Source organism: Vagococcus teuberi (assembly GCF_001870205.1).
GTDB lineage: Bacteria > Bacillota > Bacilli > Lactobacillales > Vagococcaceae > Vagococcus > Vagococcus teuberi.
The window spans coordinates 1876351-1891757 of the sequence record NZ_CP017267.1 but is presented as its reverse complement, the minus strand read 5'-3'; the positions used below and the strand labels follow the sequence as shown (position 1 = coordinate 1891757).

The 15407-nt window shown below is 34.3% G+C and carries 18 protein-coding genes and 1 other RNA gene; 15 read left to right on the top strand and 4 right to left on the bottom strand.

Annotated elements, in window-relative coordinates:
* Positions 1–6 precede the first annotated feature (6 nt).
* The 9 genes from comGA to BHY08_RS09050 all read left to right on the top strand — a co-directional run bounded on the left by comGA (position 7) and on the right by BHY08_RS09050 (position 6033).
* Positions 7–960 carry a competence type IV pilus ATPase ComGA gene (gene comGA / locus BHY08_RS09090; RefSeq protein ID WP_071457558.1) on the top strand — a complete coding sequence of 318 codons (954 nt, stop codon included), beginning with the start codon at positions 7–9 and terminating at the stop codon, positions 958–960.
* Entirely contained in the window at positions 914–1963 is a 1050-nt protein-coding gene (comGB, locus tag BHY08_RS09085; RefSeq protein ID WP_071457557.1) for a competence type IV pilus assembly protein ComGB, read from the top strand. The genes comGA and comGB overlap by 47 nt, the downstream gene beginning before the upstream one ends.
* A gap of 50 nt (positions 1964–2013) precedes the next feature.
* Entirely contained in the window at positions 2014–2259 is a 246-nt protein-coding gene (gene comGC / locus BHY08_RS09080) for a competence type IV pilus major pilin ComGC (protein ID WP_071457883.1), read from the top strand.
* Entirely contained in the window at positions 2252–2695 is a 444-nt protein-coding gene (locus tag BHY08_RS09075; RefSeq protein WP_071457556.1) for a type II secretion system protein, read from the top strand. The genes comGC and BHY08_RS09075 overlap by 8 nt, the downstream gene beginning before the upstream one ends.
* A complete protein-coding gene (locus BHY08_RS09070) occupies positions 2679–2981 on the top strand; it encodes a hypothetical protein (RefSeq protein WP_071457555.1) in 303 nt (100 codons plus the stop codon). Before BHY08_RS09075 ends, BHY08_RS09070 begins: the two co-directional genes overlap by 17 nt.
* Before the next feature lie 35 nt (positions 2982–3016).
* Positions 3017–3391, top strand: coding sequence for a ComGF family competence protein (locus BHY08_RS09065; RefSeq protein ID WP_071457554.1), 375 nt, complete (start codon positions 3017–3019; stop codon positions 3389–3391).
* Positions 3369–3695 (top strand): hypothetical protein, encoded by a 327-nt coding sequence (locus BHY08_RS09060; protein WP_071457553.1) that lies wholly within the window; start codon positions 3369–3371, stop codon positions 3693–3695. Before BHY08_RS09065 ends, BHY08_RS09060 begins: the two co-directional genes overlap by 23 nt.
* Positions 3696–3821: 126 nt before the next feature.
* Positions 3822–4835: a class I SAM-dependent methyltransferase gene (locus BHY08_RS09055; protein WP_071457552.1), complete on the top strand. Its 1014-nt coding sequence runs from the start codon at positions 3822–3824 to the stop codon at positions 4833–4835.
* Positions 4836–4848: 13 nt separating this feature from the next.
* A complete protein-coding gene (locus BHY08_RS09050) occupies positions 4849–6033 on the top strand; it encodes an acetate/propionate family kinase (protein ID WP_071457551.1) in 1185 nt (394 codons plus the stop codon).
* Positions 6034–6100: 67 nt separating this feature from the next.
* Here BHY08_RS09050 and BHY08_RS09045 read toward each other — a convergent pair whose 3' ends face one another.
* The 4 genes from BHY08_RS09045 to BHY08_RS09030 form a co-directional block, all read right to left on the bottom strand.
* Positions 6101–6556, bottom strand: a complete 456-nt coding sequence (locus BHY08_RS09045; protein ID WP_071457550.1) for a universal stress protein — start codon at positions 6554–6556, stop codon at positions 6101–6103.
* 17 nt (positions 6557–6573) lie between these two features.
* A complete protein-coding gene (locus tag BHY08_RS09040; protein ID WP_071457549.1) occupies positions 6574–6873 on the bottom strand; it encodes a hypothetical protein in 300 nt (99 codons plus the stop codon).
* Positions 6874–6876: 3 nt separating this feature from the next.
* Positions 6877–7066, bottom strand: a non-coding RNA gene (ssrS, locus tag BHY08_RS09035) — 6S RNA.
* Positions 7067–7105: 39 nt separating this feature from the next.
* Entirely contained in the window at positions 7106–8386 is a 1281-nt protein-coding gene (locus BHY08_RS09030; RefSeq protein ID WP_071457548.1) for a replication-associated recombination protein A, read from the bottom strand.
* 112 nt (positions 8387–8498) lie between these two features.
* On the opposite strand from BHY08_RS09030, the gene BHY08_RS09025 reads away from it, so the two are divergent.
* The 6 genes from BHY08_RS09025 (at position 8499) to BHY08_RS09000 (ending at position 14312) form a co-directional block, all read left to right on the top strand.
* Positions 8499–8972 carry a DUF3013 family protein gene (locus tag BHY08_RS09025; RefSeq protein ID WP_071457547.1) on the top strand — a complete coding sequence of 158 codons (474 nt, stop codon included), beginning with the start codon at positions 8499–8501 and terminating at the stop codon, positions 8970–8972.
* A 15-nt stretch (positions 8973–8987) separates the two neighbouring features.
* The gene (prmA, locus tag BHY08_RS09020; RefSeq protein WP_071457546.1) at positions 8988–9935 is read left to right on the top strand and encodes a 50S ribosomal protein L11 methyltransferase; all 948 of its coding nucleotides are present in this window, start codon (positions 8988–8990) and stop codon (positions 9933–9935) included.
* A gap of 2 nt (positions 9936–9937) precedes the next feature.
* Positions 9938–10693 carry a 16S rRNA (uracil(1498)-N(3))-methyltransferase gene (locus BHY08_RS09015; protein WP_071457545.1) on the top strand — a complete coding sequence of 252 codons (756 nt, stop codon included), beginning with the start codon at positions 9938–9940 and terminating at the stop codon, positions 10691–10693.
* 118 nt (positions 10694–10811) lie between these two features.
* Positions 10812–12524: a RelA/SpoT family protein gene (locus tag BHY08_RS09010; RefSeq protein ID WP_071457544.1), complete on the top strand. Its 1713-nt coding sequence runs from the start codon at positions 10812–10814 to the stop codon at positions 12522–12524.
* Positions 12525–12535: 11 nt separating this feature from the next.
* Positions 12536–12973 (top strand): D-aminoacyl-tRNA deacylase, encoded by a 438-nt coding sequence (gene dtd / locus BHY08_RS09005; RefSeq protein ID WP_071457543.1) that lies wholly within the window; start codon positions 12536–12538, stop codon positions 12971–12973.
* 154 nt (positions 12974–13127) lie between these two features.
* Positions 13128–14312: an MFS transporter gene (locus tag BHY08_RS09000; protein WP_071457542.1), complete on the top strand. Its 1185-nt coding sequence runs from the start codon at positions 13128–13130 to the stop codon at positions 14310–14312.
* Positions 14313–15407 lie beyond the last annotated feature (1095 nt).

The following is a 15407-nucleotide window of genomic DNA, read 5'->3' as shown; positions in this document are numbered from 1 at the left end:
AAGGAAATGACAATGAAAAAACTTGCTATGACATTATTAGATTATGGTTTTTCCAATCAAATGAGTGATTTGTATGTCTTACCAAAATCATCACATTATGAATTATCATTTAGGCACCATCATGACATTCATCGTTACAGTCAGCTCTCTCATAAAACGGCAGAGCAATTGATTTTATATTTTAAATATCTAGCTGGAATGGATATTGCAGAAAAACGAAAAGTACAAATGGGTGGAACGACAATAAAACGCAAACAAGGAAACGTCAGAATACGTTTATCTGTGGTAGGAGATTTTCTAAATAGGGAGACATTGGTGATTCGTTTTTTATACCCGATGTCTTCAAAGACGCTTCATTTCATCAACCCAAAACAGTTAGATAGCATTAACCAACAAGTCACGCGTAATGGCTTGTTTTTATTTTCTGGTCCGACTGGTTCTGGAAAATCAACGACCATGCATACTTTGATGCAGCACCTGATTCATAAACAAAATAAACATATTATTACGATTGAAGATCCTGTTGAAATTGAAGACAGCCATCTTATGCAATTTCAAGTGAATGAAAAGATTGGGCTGACATATCAAGAATTAATTAAAGTATGTTTAAGACATCGCCCAGATTGTTTGATGATTGGCGAAATAAGAGATGGGGAGACAGCTCAGATGGCTATGCGAGCGGCTTTAACTGGACATTTAGTTTTTTCGACTATTCATGCAAAAAATAGGAAAGGAGTTGAAGCACGATTAATCGAATTAGGGATTCCTAAAGAGGAAATCAATCAAAGTGTACAAGGAATTATCTATCAAGAGATGATTCCACTGACGACAAAAGGAAAATATGGTGTGCTATATGATATATCAGACAAAGAAAATAAAAACAGCTGGGAAAAAAGCTTGCAGAAAGCCTACTATGAAAAAAGAATTACACAAAAAACTTACCAAACCTACCAAAATTAAGGCTTTATCACGTCAAGAGCAATATGAATTTGTATACCTATTAGGGAACCTTTTAGAAAATGGTTTTAGTTTAGAACAAAGCATCAAATTTATGCGGACAATCTCTATCAAACAGGATAAACAATTTAAATACATTGAAAAGAAGTTGTTGAAAGGAGAGAGGTTTGCTAATTGTTTGATGGGTGTAGGTTTTTCTAAAGAACAATTAGCGCCAATCAAGTTTTCTGAAGTACATGGAGACTTAGTAGGAACGTTAAAGCGAATGTCCACCCAAATGAAAGAAAGGGAAAAACAACGAAAAGACATGATAAAAGTACTAAGTTATCCAGTTTTATTGTTGTTATTTTTACTTGCAATGATAGTCGGAATGAAGTGGTTCATTTTACCTCAGTTGTCTGATTTATCCCAAGATGATTCACAACCTAGTATGTTTACTTTATTGGATAATGGGCTGAAGTATGGTGGTATTGGTTTGATTCTGATTTTTGCTAGTTGTTATTTGATAAATAAACGATTAAACCGAGAATCACAAATCAAAAAATTACAGTTGTATTGTAAAATACCGCTTGTCGGAAAATTATTAACAAGTTATTACACGTCTCTATTCGCAACAGAATGGGGAAATTTATTATCCCAAGGAATGGAATTTAAAGAAGTCGTTTTAATTATGCAACAAAAAGGCTATTCTGACTTGATGCAAGAGATGTCAAAAAAAATTAAAATAAAATTAGAAGAGGGTATTTTTATTGATGAGCCAATCAGTCAGTGGTCGTTCTTAAAACCAGAACTAACCTGGATTATAAGACAAGGAGAGGTTCACGGCAAATTAGGTCAAGAGCTAGTGGTATTTGGACAACGAGAGTGGGAAGTATTTATTGCCGAATGTGAGAAGAAAATTCAGTGGCTACAGCCAATCACATTTTTATTAATTGCTGTGTTGATTGTATCAGTTTATGGCTCTTTATTATTACCAATATACAGTGGAATGGGGGATTTCTATTGAATACGTTAAAGAAGTTAAGAAAAAAACATGACGGTTTTACGTTGCTTGAAATGCTGATTGTGTTATTAGTTATTGCTGTTTTGATTATTTTGTTTGTACCAAATTTGACGAAACAACAAGCCGGTATTAACAAACAAGGAGATGAAGCGCTAGGTAAGGTCATCCAAACGCAAACTGAAATGTACTATTTAGATCATTCTGAACGACCAAAAGATTTAGATGAATTAGTTCAGGGAGGATATATTTCAAAAGAACAAAAAGACAAAGCCGAGAAAATAGGCATTGTGATTGAATGATGAAGGTTTTACACTCTGGGAATGTTTATGTGTGTTACTTGTTATTAGTATTTTAGCTATCATGCCAATTTTAAAAATAGAGAAGTGGCGGGAAAAACAAACTGCTGCTTCTCAACTCATTTTGTTTGAACGATTATATGAAAGAAGTCAGCATAGTGCCGTTGTTGAACAAGAACAGAGCAAAGTTAAAGCAATAAGCTCCTCACAGTGTCTCTTCTTTAGTTACACCTTTAAGGGAGAAAAAATAGAAGAGAAGATTGAAATAAACAGGCCTTTATATATTCAAAAAGACAGTGAAGTAACGCTACAGAGTGGATCAGCTAGTCCAAGTGTTTTAGAAACCTTTGAGTTTTATGATGACTCAACTCAAACGAGCATTCGATATGTGGTTCAGTTAGGTAGTAGTAAGGTGTTTAAATATGTTGAGAAAAAATGATGGGTATTTATTATTAGAAAGTCTTTTAGCTATGCTTGCCTTAACAGTGGGAATCCTTTTTATGTGTGAAACCTTCGTTTTTATCAGATATGAACAGGAGAAAAGTCAGCATGATTTAGAGCTAGCGATTTTTGCCAAAGAATGGCAGTATGCTACCACACAAAAAGATAAGGAAGCCTTACGCAAAAAAGCAGAAAAAGAAAAGATAGTGATAATTGATGGGAGTGATCAACAGATTGTTTTAAAGAAAAATGGTCGCGTGTTAGATATCAGCAGAGATGGCTGACATCACAAAGTGGTTTTACACTGTTCGAGTGTCTTGTGGCACTTAGTTTAACGATGGGATTATTATTATTTGTGACACCATTTATCAAGCAGGTCAATGGCATATGGCAAGTACAAAAAGACGCATCTTATCTGGAAATACAGATTGGAAAACAACAATTAGAGTATGAAATAAAAGAACTGACACTTGTTGAGGTACAACCTAGTCAATTGATTTACAAAAAAATAGGTGCAGATAAAGAGGATAAAATCATTTTTGACTTATACAAAGACACATTGAGGAAGCAACCTGGATTTCACCCAATTATTGTAGGTCTTAAAACAGCGAACTTTATTGAGCACGACCGTATGATTGAGATGAATTTAGAAACGGAAAAAGGGGAGAGATATGTCTACTTTTTACAAAAATAATGAAGGAGGGATAGCGATCCCTTTTTTGTGTTTATTGGCACTTTTTACGATTAGCACCTTATATTTTATTGATGATTACCAGCAAAAGCAGTTGTTGATGAAGCAAGCAACAGACTCTTATTTAGCAGATATACTTGAAGAAAAATCTCAAGCAGATATTTTAATAATGGAAAATAATGAAACGAAAATTGTCAATTATTCTGTGGGGCAAGTGACACTGGAGAAAAGCAGATTTGGTAGTTTAGTGAAATTAAAAATAGAACTTCACAGTGGTTTTAAACGACATGTTTTTGTAAATAATTAGTAAAGGCTATCATCAGACGAAAAAAACCCTATCATTTTCAGTTTGAATGCCTTGAAATATCCAAATTCTTTCGATAGAATAGGAAAGTAAGAGATTTGTGAATAAGACAAGGAAGAGGTGACACATTTGTCTCAAACGAATGTTGAGATAGGCTTTCAAGATTTGAATGAATCTGTGAAATTGCTACAGAAGACATTGGACACGTCTTTTTTTGATGCCTATGTTGAAAACGGTGAAAATTTATTGGATGGTGGCAGTGTTCGTGTGATTGATAATGTGCCAAGTCAGTCAGAGGTGACACAACTTGAAACATATTATCAAGAATTATTAAATATGGACTTGTCAGTTGAAGAAAAACGAAAAATCACCCAGTTAACATTACTTAGTGGCTTAAAAGTGGAACCACTTCAAGCAAATCATCAACTAACACCAGATAGTATTGGTTTTTTATTTGTTTATATGATTGAACAACTAACCAAACATGAAAAAAGCAATATGGTTGTTGGGGACTTGTCAGTTGGTATGGGTAACTTACTCTATACAATTTTGAGTAATTTGGATTTAGCTGGTTACAAAGATATTCGAGGCGTTGGCGTTGATGCTGATGACTTGCTATTACAAGTAGCTGCAGTAAACAAGAATTGGTTAGGATTAGAGGTTGAATTATTTCACCAGGATTCTTTAGAGCCACTTCTTATCGAACCACTTGATGTGGCAATAGCTGATTTACCGATAGGGTATTATCCTAAAGACGAAGTAGCAAAAGACTTCATGACATCTTTTCCTACTGAACATAGTTATGCTCATCATTTAATCATGGAACAAAGCATGCGATATGTTAAAGAAGGAGGATTTGGTTTATTTTTATTACCAAATAACTTTTTGGAAACAGAGCAAGCAGATGTCCTAAAAAAATGGTTAGTGGAAGAAGTTTACTTACAAGGCATATTACAATTACCAAAAACTCTTTTTAGTCAAAAAGGTTTAGGAAAATCAATCGTCCTGGTTCAAAATAAAGGTGGAGAATCCTCGCAATCAAAAGAAGTATTGCTTGCAGAATTGCCATCTTTGAAAGAGAATCAAAATGTATTAAATTTTGTCAATCAGTTTCGTCAATGGTGCGAATCGAATATAAAATAGAGGAGAAAATAAAATGTCAAAAACAATCGCAATTAACGCTGGAAGTTCAAGTTTAAAATGGCAATTATATACAATGCCAGAAGAAACAGTAGTCGCTAAAGGAATTGTAGAAAGAATTGGTTTAAATGATTCAATCTTTACTATTAAATATGGCGAAGATGAAAAATATGAAGTAATCAAAGACATCGAAGATCATGAAATTGCTATTAACATGTTATTAGAACAATTAACAACATTAAACATCATTGACTCATTTGATGAAATCACAGGAGCTGGACACCGTATTGTAGCTGGTGGGGAACATTTCAAAGAATCAGCTATTATTGATGATAAAGCACTTGCTTTAGTTGATGAATTAGCAGAATTTGCACCATTACATAACCCAGCAGAAGCAAAAGTTATCCGTGTATTCCAAAAATTATTACCAAACACATTAAACGTTGGAGTATTTGATACATCATTCCATACAACAATGCCAAAAGTAAATTACTTATACAGTATTCCAACGGAGTACTATGAAAAATATGGTGCTAGAAAATATGGTGCACATGGAACAAGTCATCGTTACGTTGCAGAACGCGCAGCTGATATGTTAGGTAAACCAATCGAAGAGTTAAAAATCATTACATGTCATTTAGGTAATGGCGCTTCTATTACAGCTGTTGAAGGTGGAAAGTCAATTGATACATCAATGGGATTCACACCACTAGCAGGTGTTACAATGGGAACTCGTTCTGGTGATATTGATGCATCATTATTACAATACTTAATGGGTAAATTAGAATTAACTAACATTAAAGATATGATTGATATCTTAAACAAAAAATCTGGTTTATTAGGTTTATCAGGTATTTCAAGTGACATGCGTGACTTACAAAACTCTGATACAGAAGCAGCAAAAATTGCTTTAGAAATCTTTGAAGACCGTGTACGTAAATACATCGGTAGCTACGTTGCAACAATGAATGGTGTAGATGCGATTGTCTTTACAGCAGGAATTGGTGAAAACGCAGTAGATATCCGTAAAAATATTATTGATGGTTTAAGCTTCTTCGGTTGTGAAATGGACGCTGATAAAAACAATGTTCGTGGAGAAGAACGCATTATTTCAACTGATGATTCAAAAGTAAAAGTATTATTAGTTCCAACTGATGAAGAATTAATGATTGCTAGAGACGTTGAAGCATTAAAAAAATAATTAGATAGATAAAAAGACGAGAGCCAAATGATTGGTTTCTCGTCTTTTTTGATTTTTAAGGTTTGTTTTATTGTTTGTTATCCACGTCTGTGCGAACGACTAAAACATCACTTTTTGCATGAACAGAAACATAGCTAGAGACAGAACCTAATAAAATTCGCTCCATTGTATTTAATCCAGTTGCACCTAACATAATTAAATCAATTCCTAATTCTTTTGGTAAATCTTCAGATAGAACGATTTTAGGTACACCGATACGAATCACTGTTTCTACTTTGTCAAACTTGTGTTCATGAGCGTATTCAATATATTGTTTTAAGGCTTCATCAGCCTCTTTTTTAGCATTTGTTGCAAGTGTCTCGTCATAAGATGAAACAGTCTCAAATGCGCGCATATCAACAACATGAGTAATATAAAGGGTGGCATCGTTTCGTTTGGCTACATGCACTGCTTTTTTTAGTGCACGTTCTGATTCTTTTGATCCATCCATTGCGACCAATATTTTTTTGTATTCTTTTTGCATGATAATCCATACTCCCCTTAGTAAATGTTTTGAGATAATATTATACTAAATACAGCCGATACGCAAAGTACAATAATGATGAAAGCTAAGCTAGTTAACTTTGTTGCAAAAAATAACCCAATAACTATACCAATAATCGCTAATACAAGAAGTGATACTGAAAAAGCTTTTAATGTGGGTTGATTTTTTTTAGTAAAAACGACTAACAAAGCCTCTTGCTTTTTTGATAAAAAATAACTAATAACACATAAAATAAAAGCAAAAACTAATAGAATAATGTTATACAACGTATCACAACCTTTTCTTTTTAAACGCACAAAAAAATATCCGTCGATGCCGTTTTGTATCCCTGATGGTTGAACCCGCTAAAAAATGCAGGTGGGAATCGCTGTAAATACCTCAAACTACCAAATGAAAAGGCCTGTTTTTAATAAATACTCGTTGATTCCCAAAGTAAAACGATTTGTTCGGTCAACACTAATGGGGATACTGCGTACATCACAGATATCTTAGTTATATAATAGCACAGGAATTAAGATTCTTCAATTGTTAGGACTGGCCTTTCTTTTGCGATATTAGCCATTCCCACTGTTTTCCTAAAGCTATTTCGTATTTTCCAGTTTTAACAGGTTCGTAATAAGAGGCATTTTTAATTTTGTTTGGTAAGTACTGTTGTTTGACCCAATGATTGTCAAAACTGTGTGGGTATTTGTAATCGACTCCACGATTTAATTTTTCAGCACCGTTGTAATGTGAGTCCTTCAAATAATCAGGAACGTCTCCTGTATTTCCTTGTCTAATGTCACTTAAGGCCTTGTCAATCGCGACGATACTTGAATTTGATTTTGGTGATAAACACAAATCAATGACAGCATTAGCTAAAGGAATACGTGCTTCAGGAAAGCCTAATTTTTCAGCTGCTTGAACAGCCGAAACAGTTCTTGCACAAGCTCCAGGATTAGCTAGACCAATGTCTTCATACGCAATCACCATCAATCGCCTACAAATCGACATCATATCCCCAGCTTCAACGAGTCTTGCCATATAATGCAAGGCAGCATCCACGTCACTTCCACGAATACTTTTTTGAAACGCAGAAATCACATCATAATGAGCATCGCCGTCTTTGTCATGAGTGAGTGATTTTCGTTGCACACATTCTTCTATGATGTCTAAAGCAATGATTATTTTTCCATTAGTATCAGGTTTAGTTGATTTAACAGCAAGTTCTAAGCCATTTAGTGCACTTCTCAAATCGCCATTGGTTGCTCGTGTTAAATGAATCATAGCTTCATCAGTGACCGTCACATCCAAATCACCTAATCCATCCTGACTGTCAGCTAACGCTCTTTCAATCGCTTGTTTGATATCTTCTTCATTGAGCGGTTTGACTTCAAAAATCTGCGTTCGACTTCGAATCGCTGGGTTAATTGAAATATAAGGATTTTCAGTTGTCGCACCAATCAAAATCACCCGACCGTTTTCTAAATGAGGCAATAAAAAATCTTGTTTTGGTTTATCAAGGCGATGGACTTCATCTAGTAATAAGATAAGGGTGCCACTCATTTTTGCTTCTTCTACAACAATTTGTAAATCTTTTTTACTATCTGTTGCAGCATTCAACATGCGAAAAGCATAGTGAGTTGAGCCTGCAATCGCACTAGCAATACTTGTTTTTCCAGTTCCAGGTGGACCATATAAAATCATAGAGGATAATTGTTTGGCATCAACCATACGGCGAATGATTTTTCCTTCACCAACTAAATGGGTTTGGCCAACAACATCATCAATCGTTTTTGGTCTCATACGATAAGCGAGAGGTTTATTCATCTGTCTTCCCCCTTTAATAAACTCATTATAACATAGGATTAGTAATGACAAATGCTAGCAACTTTTGTATGATAGGAGAGACAATACAAAGAAAGTGTAAGTGTGTGAAAAAATGAAAGACAACATGTTAACAGAATTAGAAAAACAACTTGAAAAATCTTTAGGAGACTTTGATTTTGCGATTGATTGGGATGTTAGGCAACACAGAATTGAAGTATCTGTAGTATTATTTGCTGAAAATAAATTAAATGATGTCATTGAAGATGAAGAAGGAACGCAATCTGAAGAAAAAGTGATTGAGTTTGAAGATAGTTTAGTTTTATATGCTGATGATAAAGAAACACCTGATGAATTAGAATATTTAACTGTGATTCCATTTAATCGTAAAAAAGGAATGGCAAAAGGAGATATCACAGCGTTAGCAAACTATTTAGCAGAAGTATTAGTTAATGGACAAGATGATTTGCTAGATTTCTTAAATGATGAAACCATCGAAACGTTTGAGTTAGTATGGGATGATGCGGCGTTTGAAGAAGTGAAAAAAAATAATAACGAGACAGCTATGGTAGCTTATCCAAAGTATTAAAAGGGAGATTAGACAATGAAGTGGAATCAATTATCTGTTATTACTTCCAGTGAGGCAGTAGAAGCAGTATCAAGTATTTTAATGGAAGCAGGAGCTAACGGGGTAGCTATTGAGGACTCAATGGACCTAGTGAATTTTGAAAGTGACCCTTTTGGAGAGATTTTAGATAAGGAGACGTTTTCTCATCGAAAAGAAGGGGCAGAAGTGATTGCTTATTTCCCAGAAACATTATTTTTACCAGAAATCATTCCTAGTATTCAACTAAAAGTAGAAGAACTTACCACATTCGGTTTAGACATTGGCAAACATAGCATCACTGCTTCTGAAGTAGAAGAAAGTGATTGGGCAACTGCTTGGAAAAAATATTATCACCCGGTCAATATTAGCCGTTATTTAACGATTGTCCCTGAATGGCAAGACTATACACCAAACAATCCTGATGAGCATATTATCTATCTTGATCCAGGCATGGCATTTGGTACAGGGACACATCCAACCACACGTTTGACTTTACAAGCACTTGAAGTGACATTACGTGGTGGAGAGACAGTGTTAGACGTTGGAACAGGTTCTGGCGTATTAAGTATTGCGAGTAAGTTTCTAGGAGCAAAAGACGTCTATGCTTATGATTTAGATGAGGTTGCGGTAAATTCAGCAAAAGAAAATATGGCATTAAATCCTATCGCAACAGACGTACATGTTTCCGCTAATGACTTATTAAATGGTGTTGATAAAAAAGCGGACGTCATTGTGGCGAATATTTTGGCTGACATTATTGTGCTGATGTTAAAAGATGCGCATCGTTGCCTGAAAGATGACGGAACACTGATTATTTCAGGAATTATCGAAGACAAAGTACCAATGATTTTAGAAGAATTAGAAAAAGAATCATTTGTTGTGGATCAATTATTCAAACAAAAAGATTGGTATGCTATCATCGTAAAAAAACAATTGGAGGATTAAACATGCAACGTTATTTTTTGCCATATGATTATGACGAACAAGCAACGTTTGAATTAAGAGACAGCGATTTTCATCATGCGAAAAATGTGATGCGTATGACAGTAGATGATGAATGCTTTTTAGTCTTTCAAAACCAAGTGGCCATTAAAGCAATCATTGTGTCTATAGAAGAGTCTACGATTGTATTTAGTGAAGTCTCAAAAGAAGAAACGCAAAAAGAGATGCCAGTCAATGTGACGATCGCTTGTGGGTATACTAAAGGCGATAAACTAGAATTAGTCGCACAAAAAGGCACAGAGCTTGGCATGCATGAATTGATTGGTTTTCCTTCAAAAACGTCTGTCGTCAAATGGGATGAAAAAAAACGAGTTAAGAAAACGCAACGATTGGAAAAAATCGTAAAAGAAGCGTCTGAACAATCTCACAGACAGGTTGTGCCTAATGTCCAACTATATCGTTCTTTTAAAGAGTTATTAGAAAAAGCAAAGGAATTCACTCATTGCTTAGTAGCTTATGAAGAGTCTAGTAAGCAAGGTGAAAAAAGCCAGTTTGCTACCACATTATCAGCTTGTAATCCTGGTGAGTCTTTACTTATTATTTTTGGTCCAGAAGGTGGTTTAACACCAGATGAGATTAAGGTATTAGAAGAGTGTGACGTTAAAAGTTGTGCGTTAGGGCCACGTATTTTACGAGCTGAAACAGCACCACTTTACGCGTTATCAGCCATGAGTTATCAATGGGAACTATGTGAAAAATAAACAAATAAAAAAATCATGATAAATTGAAAATAGTGAATTAAGTGCGTTATAATAAGAGTAATAGAATTAAGTTAAAAAGTACTATTGTGGTACTTTTTTTTCATAAGGAGGGGAAAACATGCCAAAAGAAAAAGATTTGACCGCTGAAGAAGTAATAAAAATGGTATCGACTTATATGAACCCTCAGCATGTTGCATTTGTTGAAAAAGCAAGTGATTACGCAAGAGAAGCACATAAAGAACAATTTAGAAAATCAGGGGAGCCATACATTATTCATCCCATCCAAGTAGCAGGGATTTTGGCTGAATTAAATATGGATCCTCATACTGTTGCCACAGGGTTTCTACATGATGTGGTGGAAGACACAGATGTTACGTTAGAAGACTTGGAAAAAGAATTTGGTCCAGACGTTGCCATGCTAGTAGATGGTGTGACAAAACTTGGAAAAATTAAATACAAATCACATGAAGAACAACTCGCTGAAAATCATCGTAAAATGTTATTAGCCATGTCACAAGACTTACGTGTCATTATGGTGAAACTAGCGGATAGAGTTCATAATATGCGGACGTTAAACCATTTAAGAGAAGACAAGCAACGACGTATTGCAAAGGAAACGTTGGAAATATATGCTCCCTTAGCTCATCGTTTGGGTATTAGTTTGATTAAGTGGGAGCTTGAAGATCGCTCTCTTCATTATTTGAATCCTCGTCAATATTATCGCATTGTTCACTTGATGAAATCAAAACGTGGTGAACGAGAACAATATGTCGCTCAAGCAGTAGAAGAGATTAGAGAAGCGACAGAAGAGTTGGGAATTTATGGTGAGATTTATGGTCGTCCAAAACATATCTATTCAATTTATTGTAAAATGCATGACAAGAAAAAAGAATTCTCTGAAATTTATGATTTATTAGCTATTCGTGTGATTGTTGATTCAATTAAAGATTGTTATGCTGTTTTAGGCGCGATTCATACCAAGTGGAAGCCACTTCCAGGTCGTTTTAAAGACTATATTGCTGTTCCTAAAACAAATATGTACCAGTCGCTACATACCACAATCATTGGACCAAATGGTAGTCCAATTGAAATTCAAATTAGAACCCATGAAATGCATCAAATTGCTGAATTTGGGGTAGCGGCTCACTGGGCATATAAAGAAGGAAAAACAGATCAACAGACAGATAAAAATGCCAATCAGATTAGTCTGTTGCGTGAAATTATTGAATTACAAGATGAAAACTATGACGCCTCTGAGTTTATGGATAATGTAAAAGGTGAAATCTTTAGTGATAAAGTGTACGTGTTCACACCAAAAGGAGACGTAACGGAATTACCAAAAGGCTCAGGACCGCTTGATTTTGCTTATAATATCCATACTGAAGTGGGAAATAAAACCACTGGAGCAAAAGTAAATGGCAAGATGGTACCACTTGATTATAAATTAAAAAATGGCGATATCATTGAGGTTTTAACTTCTCAAAATTCATTTGGACCCAGTCAAGACTGTCCAAATATGAATAGTTCACCTGAAGTAAAAGAGCGTCAAATTGAAGTTGAGTGGGAAGATACAGCAGTCAATAGCGAAACGGAGTACAATGCTGATTTAGAGATTTATGGCTACAATCGCTCAGGATTATTAAATGATGTGCTACTCGTTGTAAATGCTAATACTAAAAAACTGATGAGTGTGGAAGCAAAGACAGCTAAGAATAAAATGGGTGTCATCCATTTAACAATAAGCATTCGTAATTTGGCTCATTTAGAACAAATTGTTGATAAGATAAAAAATATACCAGACGTTCATAGCGTGAAGCGAACAAAAGGGTAGGTGAGAACAGTATGCGAGTAGTATTGCAACGTGTATCAGAAGCAAGTGTCTCAATAGATAACAAAAAAGTAGCGAGTATTGAAAAAGGATATATGCTTTTAGTTGGTATTGCAGAAGAAGATACGAAAGAAGAAGCAGATTATCTGGCAAAAAAAATAAGTAAACTAAGAGTTTTTGAGGATGAAGAAGGAAAGATGAATCTAGATATCCATCAAATTGAAGGCAGTATTTTATCCATTTCACAGTTTACCTTATTAGCTGATACTAAAAAGGGCAATCGTCCAAGTTTTGCTAAAGCTGGTCGTCCTGATATGGCTAGTAAGTTATACGATTATTTCAACGAGCAGCTACGTCAAGAAGGCATAGAAGTAAAAGAGGGTGTCTTTGGAGCGGATATGTTAGTTGATATAAAAAATGATGGACCAGTAACGATTATTTATGATAAATAATTAAAAAGATATCAAACATCTAAAAACAGGTGTTTGATATCTTTTTTTAATTGTTATAAAAAAACAAAATAACAAAAAAACGAAATTTTTTCTTTCTTTTTGTGAATAATTATGATTTAATAGTAAAAATGGTTAAAAGAAGGAGAGATTGTTCGTGTCTAAGTATCAACGAAAAGTTTTAGTATCAACAGCGGCAGGTATCGGGTTAGAGAACATGGATATCATGTTTTTGGCATTTTCATTATCATCTATTATTTCATCACTACAGGTTACAAGTGCTCAAGCGGGATTTATTTCCACTATTACTAATTTGGGCATGTTGGCAGGTGGTATTTTTTTTGGTCTTTTAGCCGATAAAATAGGAAGAGTTAAAGTCTTTTCATATACAGTCATTACCTTTTCAATTGCATCATTGTTGATGTTTTTTGCTTCAAATATTTATTTGATTTATTTATTCCGTTTTATTGCAGGTGTGGGAGCAGGTGGAGAGTATGGGGCATGTATGTCACTTGTCTCAGAAACCTTTTCAAAGAAAAACTTAGCAAGAGCAACGTCGGTAGTTGCGATTGGTGGACAAGTAGGAGCAATTGTTGCGGCTATTTTAGCCTCATTGATTATTCCTGTACTAGGTTGGAAGATGTTGTATGTTATAGGTGTTTTACCAATATTTTTTGTTTTATTTATTAGACGAGGTTTAGAAGAACCTGAAAGTTTTAAAGAACGTCAAGAAAGTGGTGAAAAACCAAAATTATCTTTATTATTTAAAGATGTTCAAACGACTTGGCAAACAGTGGGACTAACTTTAATGGTGACAGTCCAAATTGCGGGATATTTCGGTTTGATGAACTGGTTACCATCTATTATGCAAAAACAACTAGGCTTGTCTGTATCAGGATCGTCATTGTGGATGATTAGTACTATTTTTGGCATGAGTTTAGGAATGTTGACATTTGGAACGGTGATGGATAAACTTGGTCCGAAATTATCATTTGGGTTATTTTTAATTTTTTCATCATTGTCAGTCTATTTAATTGTTTTAGCAAAAGGGCAATGGAGTTTGCTACTTTCAACGATGTTAGTTGGCTACTTTATTAATGGCATGTATGGTGGATACGGTGCCATAATCAGTTCTCTTTATCCAACTGAAATACGTGCGACAGCTAATAATGTGATTATGAACTTAGGTCGCGCAATTGGTGGTTTTTCTTCGGTTGTGATTGGCTTTTTAATGGATAATTATTCTTTAACAGCAGTAGTTGTGTGCCTATCAGCCATTTACCTTGTAAGTTTATGTGTGATGTTGACTATCCCAGGGTTTAAGTTATATAAAGAAAACTAAAGACATCACTATCTTTAGTTTTTCTTAACTAAAAGTTTAGATAAATTAATAAAAAAAAGCATGGTTTTGTCATGGGTTGAGACTATTATATAAACATACCAACGAAACAACCCTAACAAACTTTTTCATTTTATTTACTCCTCCAAAGTAAATAAACAACTCCTTTTTGTCACTAGAGAAATCTAGTGGCTTTTTTTATTTTAAAGTAGCCAATTGAACAACCCAATGAAATGTTTAGATACACACATATTGGGATATAAATCATATTATCCATTTTTGAAAAGGTCGTATCTTTTTCTCTTTTAAATATACCAAAACAGTTAAACTCGCCAATAATTCTACCTATAAAAACAAAACAAGCTATTGTTAGTAAAATAGAGACAATTTTAGGATTACCAATATGATAAGAATAAGTAATTTATAAAAAAGCTAATATGAAAAAGGCTAAAGAAACTAGAGAACACGTAAATGGTCCAGTTGTTTGATTAAAAAATTGTGGTTTGAGATTATATTTATATTCTGGAAGAACATACTCTTCAAAAATAATCTCACCAAAAGCCCAATAAATATGTAAGAGACCTATACTAATAAGTAACAGGACAGAAAATCAGAAAAAATAAATGACATACTTTCACGCTCTTTCAAGTTAGTTAATTCATTTTTGTATGTTAAGTATACTCTTATCAAGTTGAAAAAGCTTAATAGAAACAGGTAAAAAATATCTTTACTTTTTCTTAAGTAAAATATCACAAAAAGAATAAAATAGGACATCGTTTTTTCATAAATAGAGGTTATTATATATTCATACTAATAAAACAACCCTAACAAACTTTTTCATTTTATTTACTCCTCCAAAGTAAATAAACAACTCCTTTTTGCCACTAGTGAAAGCTAGTGGCTTTTTTTTAGACTAGGGGATTATAAGTTCAGCCATCAATGCCTAGCTCCCAAGTCCTGACCTAGTGAAAAAAAGATAAATTTGCCCCATTGCGCGCTTCGCTGCTCATTCAGGGTTAAATTTCTTATTTTTTCATAGGTCAAGGCGGACTTGTCCGCTTTTCTTATGTTATTGAGCTTTTTTCAAAAATGAAATGA

Bases quoted from the DNA above. Each gene is read 5' to 3' on its own strand.
- comGA (WP_071457558.1), top strand. From the start codon at position 7: ATGACAATGAAAAAACTTGCTATGACATTATTAGATTATGGTTTTTCC.
- comGB (WP_071457557.1), top strand. From the start codon at position 914: ATGAAAAAAGAATTACACAAAAAACTTACCAAACCTACCAAAATTAAG.
- comGC (WP_071457883.1), top strand. From the start codon at position 2,014: ATGCTGATTGTGTTATTAGTTATTGCTGTTTTGATTATTTTGTTTGTA.
- BHY08_RS09070 (WP_071457555.1), top strand. From the start codon at position 2,679: ATGTTGAGAAAAAATGATGGGTATTTATTATTAGAAAGTCTTTTAGCT.
- BHY08_RS09060 (WP_071457553.1), top strand. From the start codon at position 3,369: ATGTCTACTTTTTACAAAAATAATGAAGGAGGGATAGCGATCCCTTTT.
- BHY08_RS09050 (WP_071457551.1), top strand. From the start codon at position 4,849: ATGTCAAAAACAATCGCAATTAACGCTGGAAGTTCAAGTTTAAAATGG.
- BHY08_RS09045 (WP_071457550.1), bottom strand. From the start codon at position 6,556: ATGCAAAAAGAATACAAAAAAATATTGGTCGCAATGGATGGATCAAAA.
- BHY08_RS09030 (WP_071457548.1), bottom strand. From the start codon at position 8,386: ATGAATAAACCTCTCGCTTATCGTATGAGACCAAAAACGATTGATGAT.
- BHY08_RS09025 (WP_071457547.1), top strand. From the start codon at position 8,499: ATGAAAGACAACATGTTAACAGAATTAGAAAAACAACTTGAAAAATCT.
- prmA (WP_071457546.1), top strand. From the start codon at position 8,988: ATGAAGTGGAATCAATTATCTGTTATTACTTCCAGTGAGGCAGTAGAA.
- BHY08_RS09015 (WP_071457545.1), top strand. From the start codon at position 9,938: ATGCAACGTTATTTTTTGCCATATGATTATGACGAACAAGCAACGTTT.
- BHY08_RS09010 (WP_071457544.1), top strand. From the start codon at position 10,812: ATGCCAAAAGAAAAAGATTTGACCGCTGAAGAAGTAATAAAAATGGTA.
- dtd (WP_071457543.1), top strand. From the start codon at position 12,536: ATGCGAGTAGTATTGCAACGTGTATCAGAAGCAAGTGTCTCAATAGAT.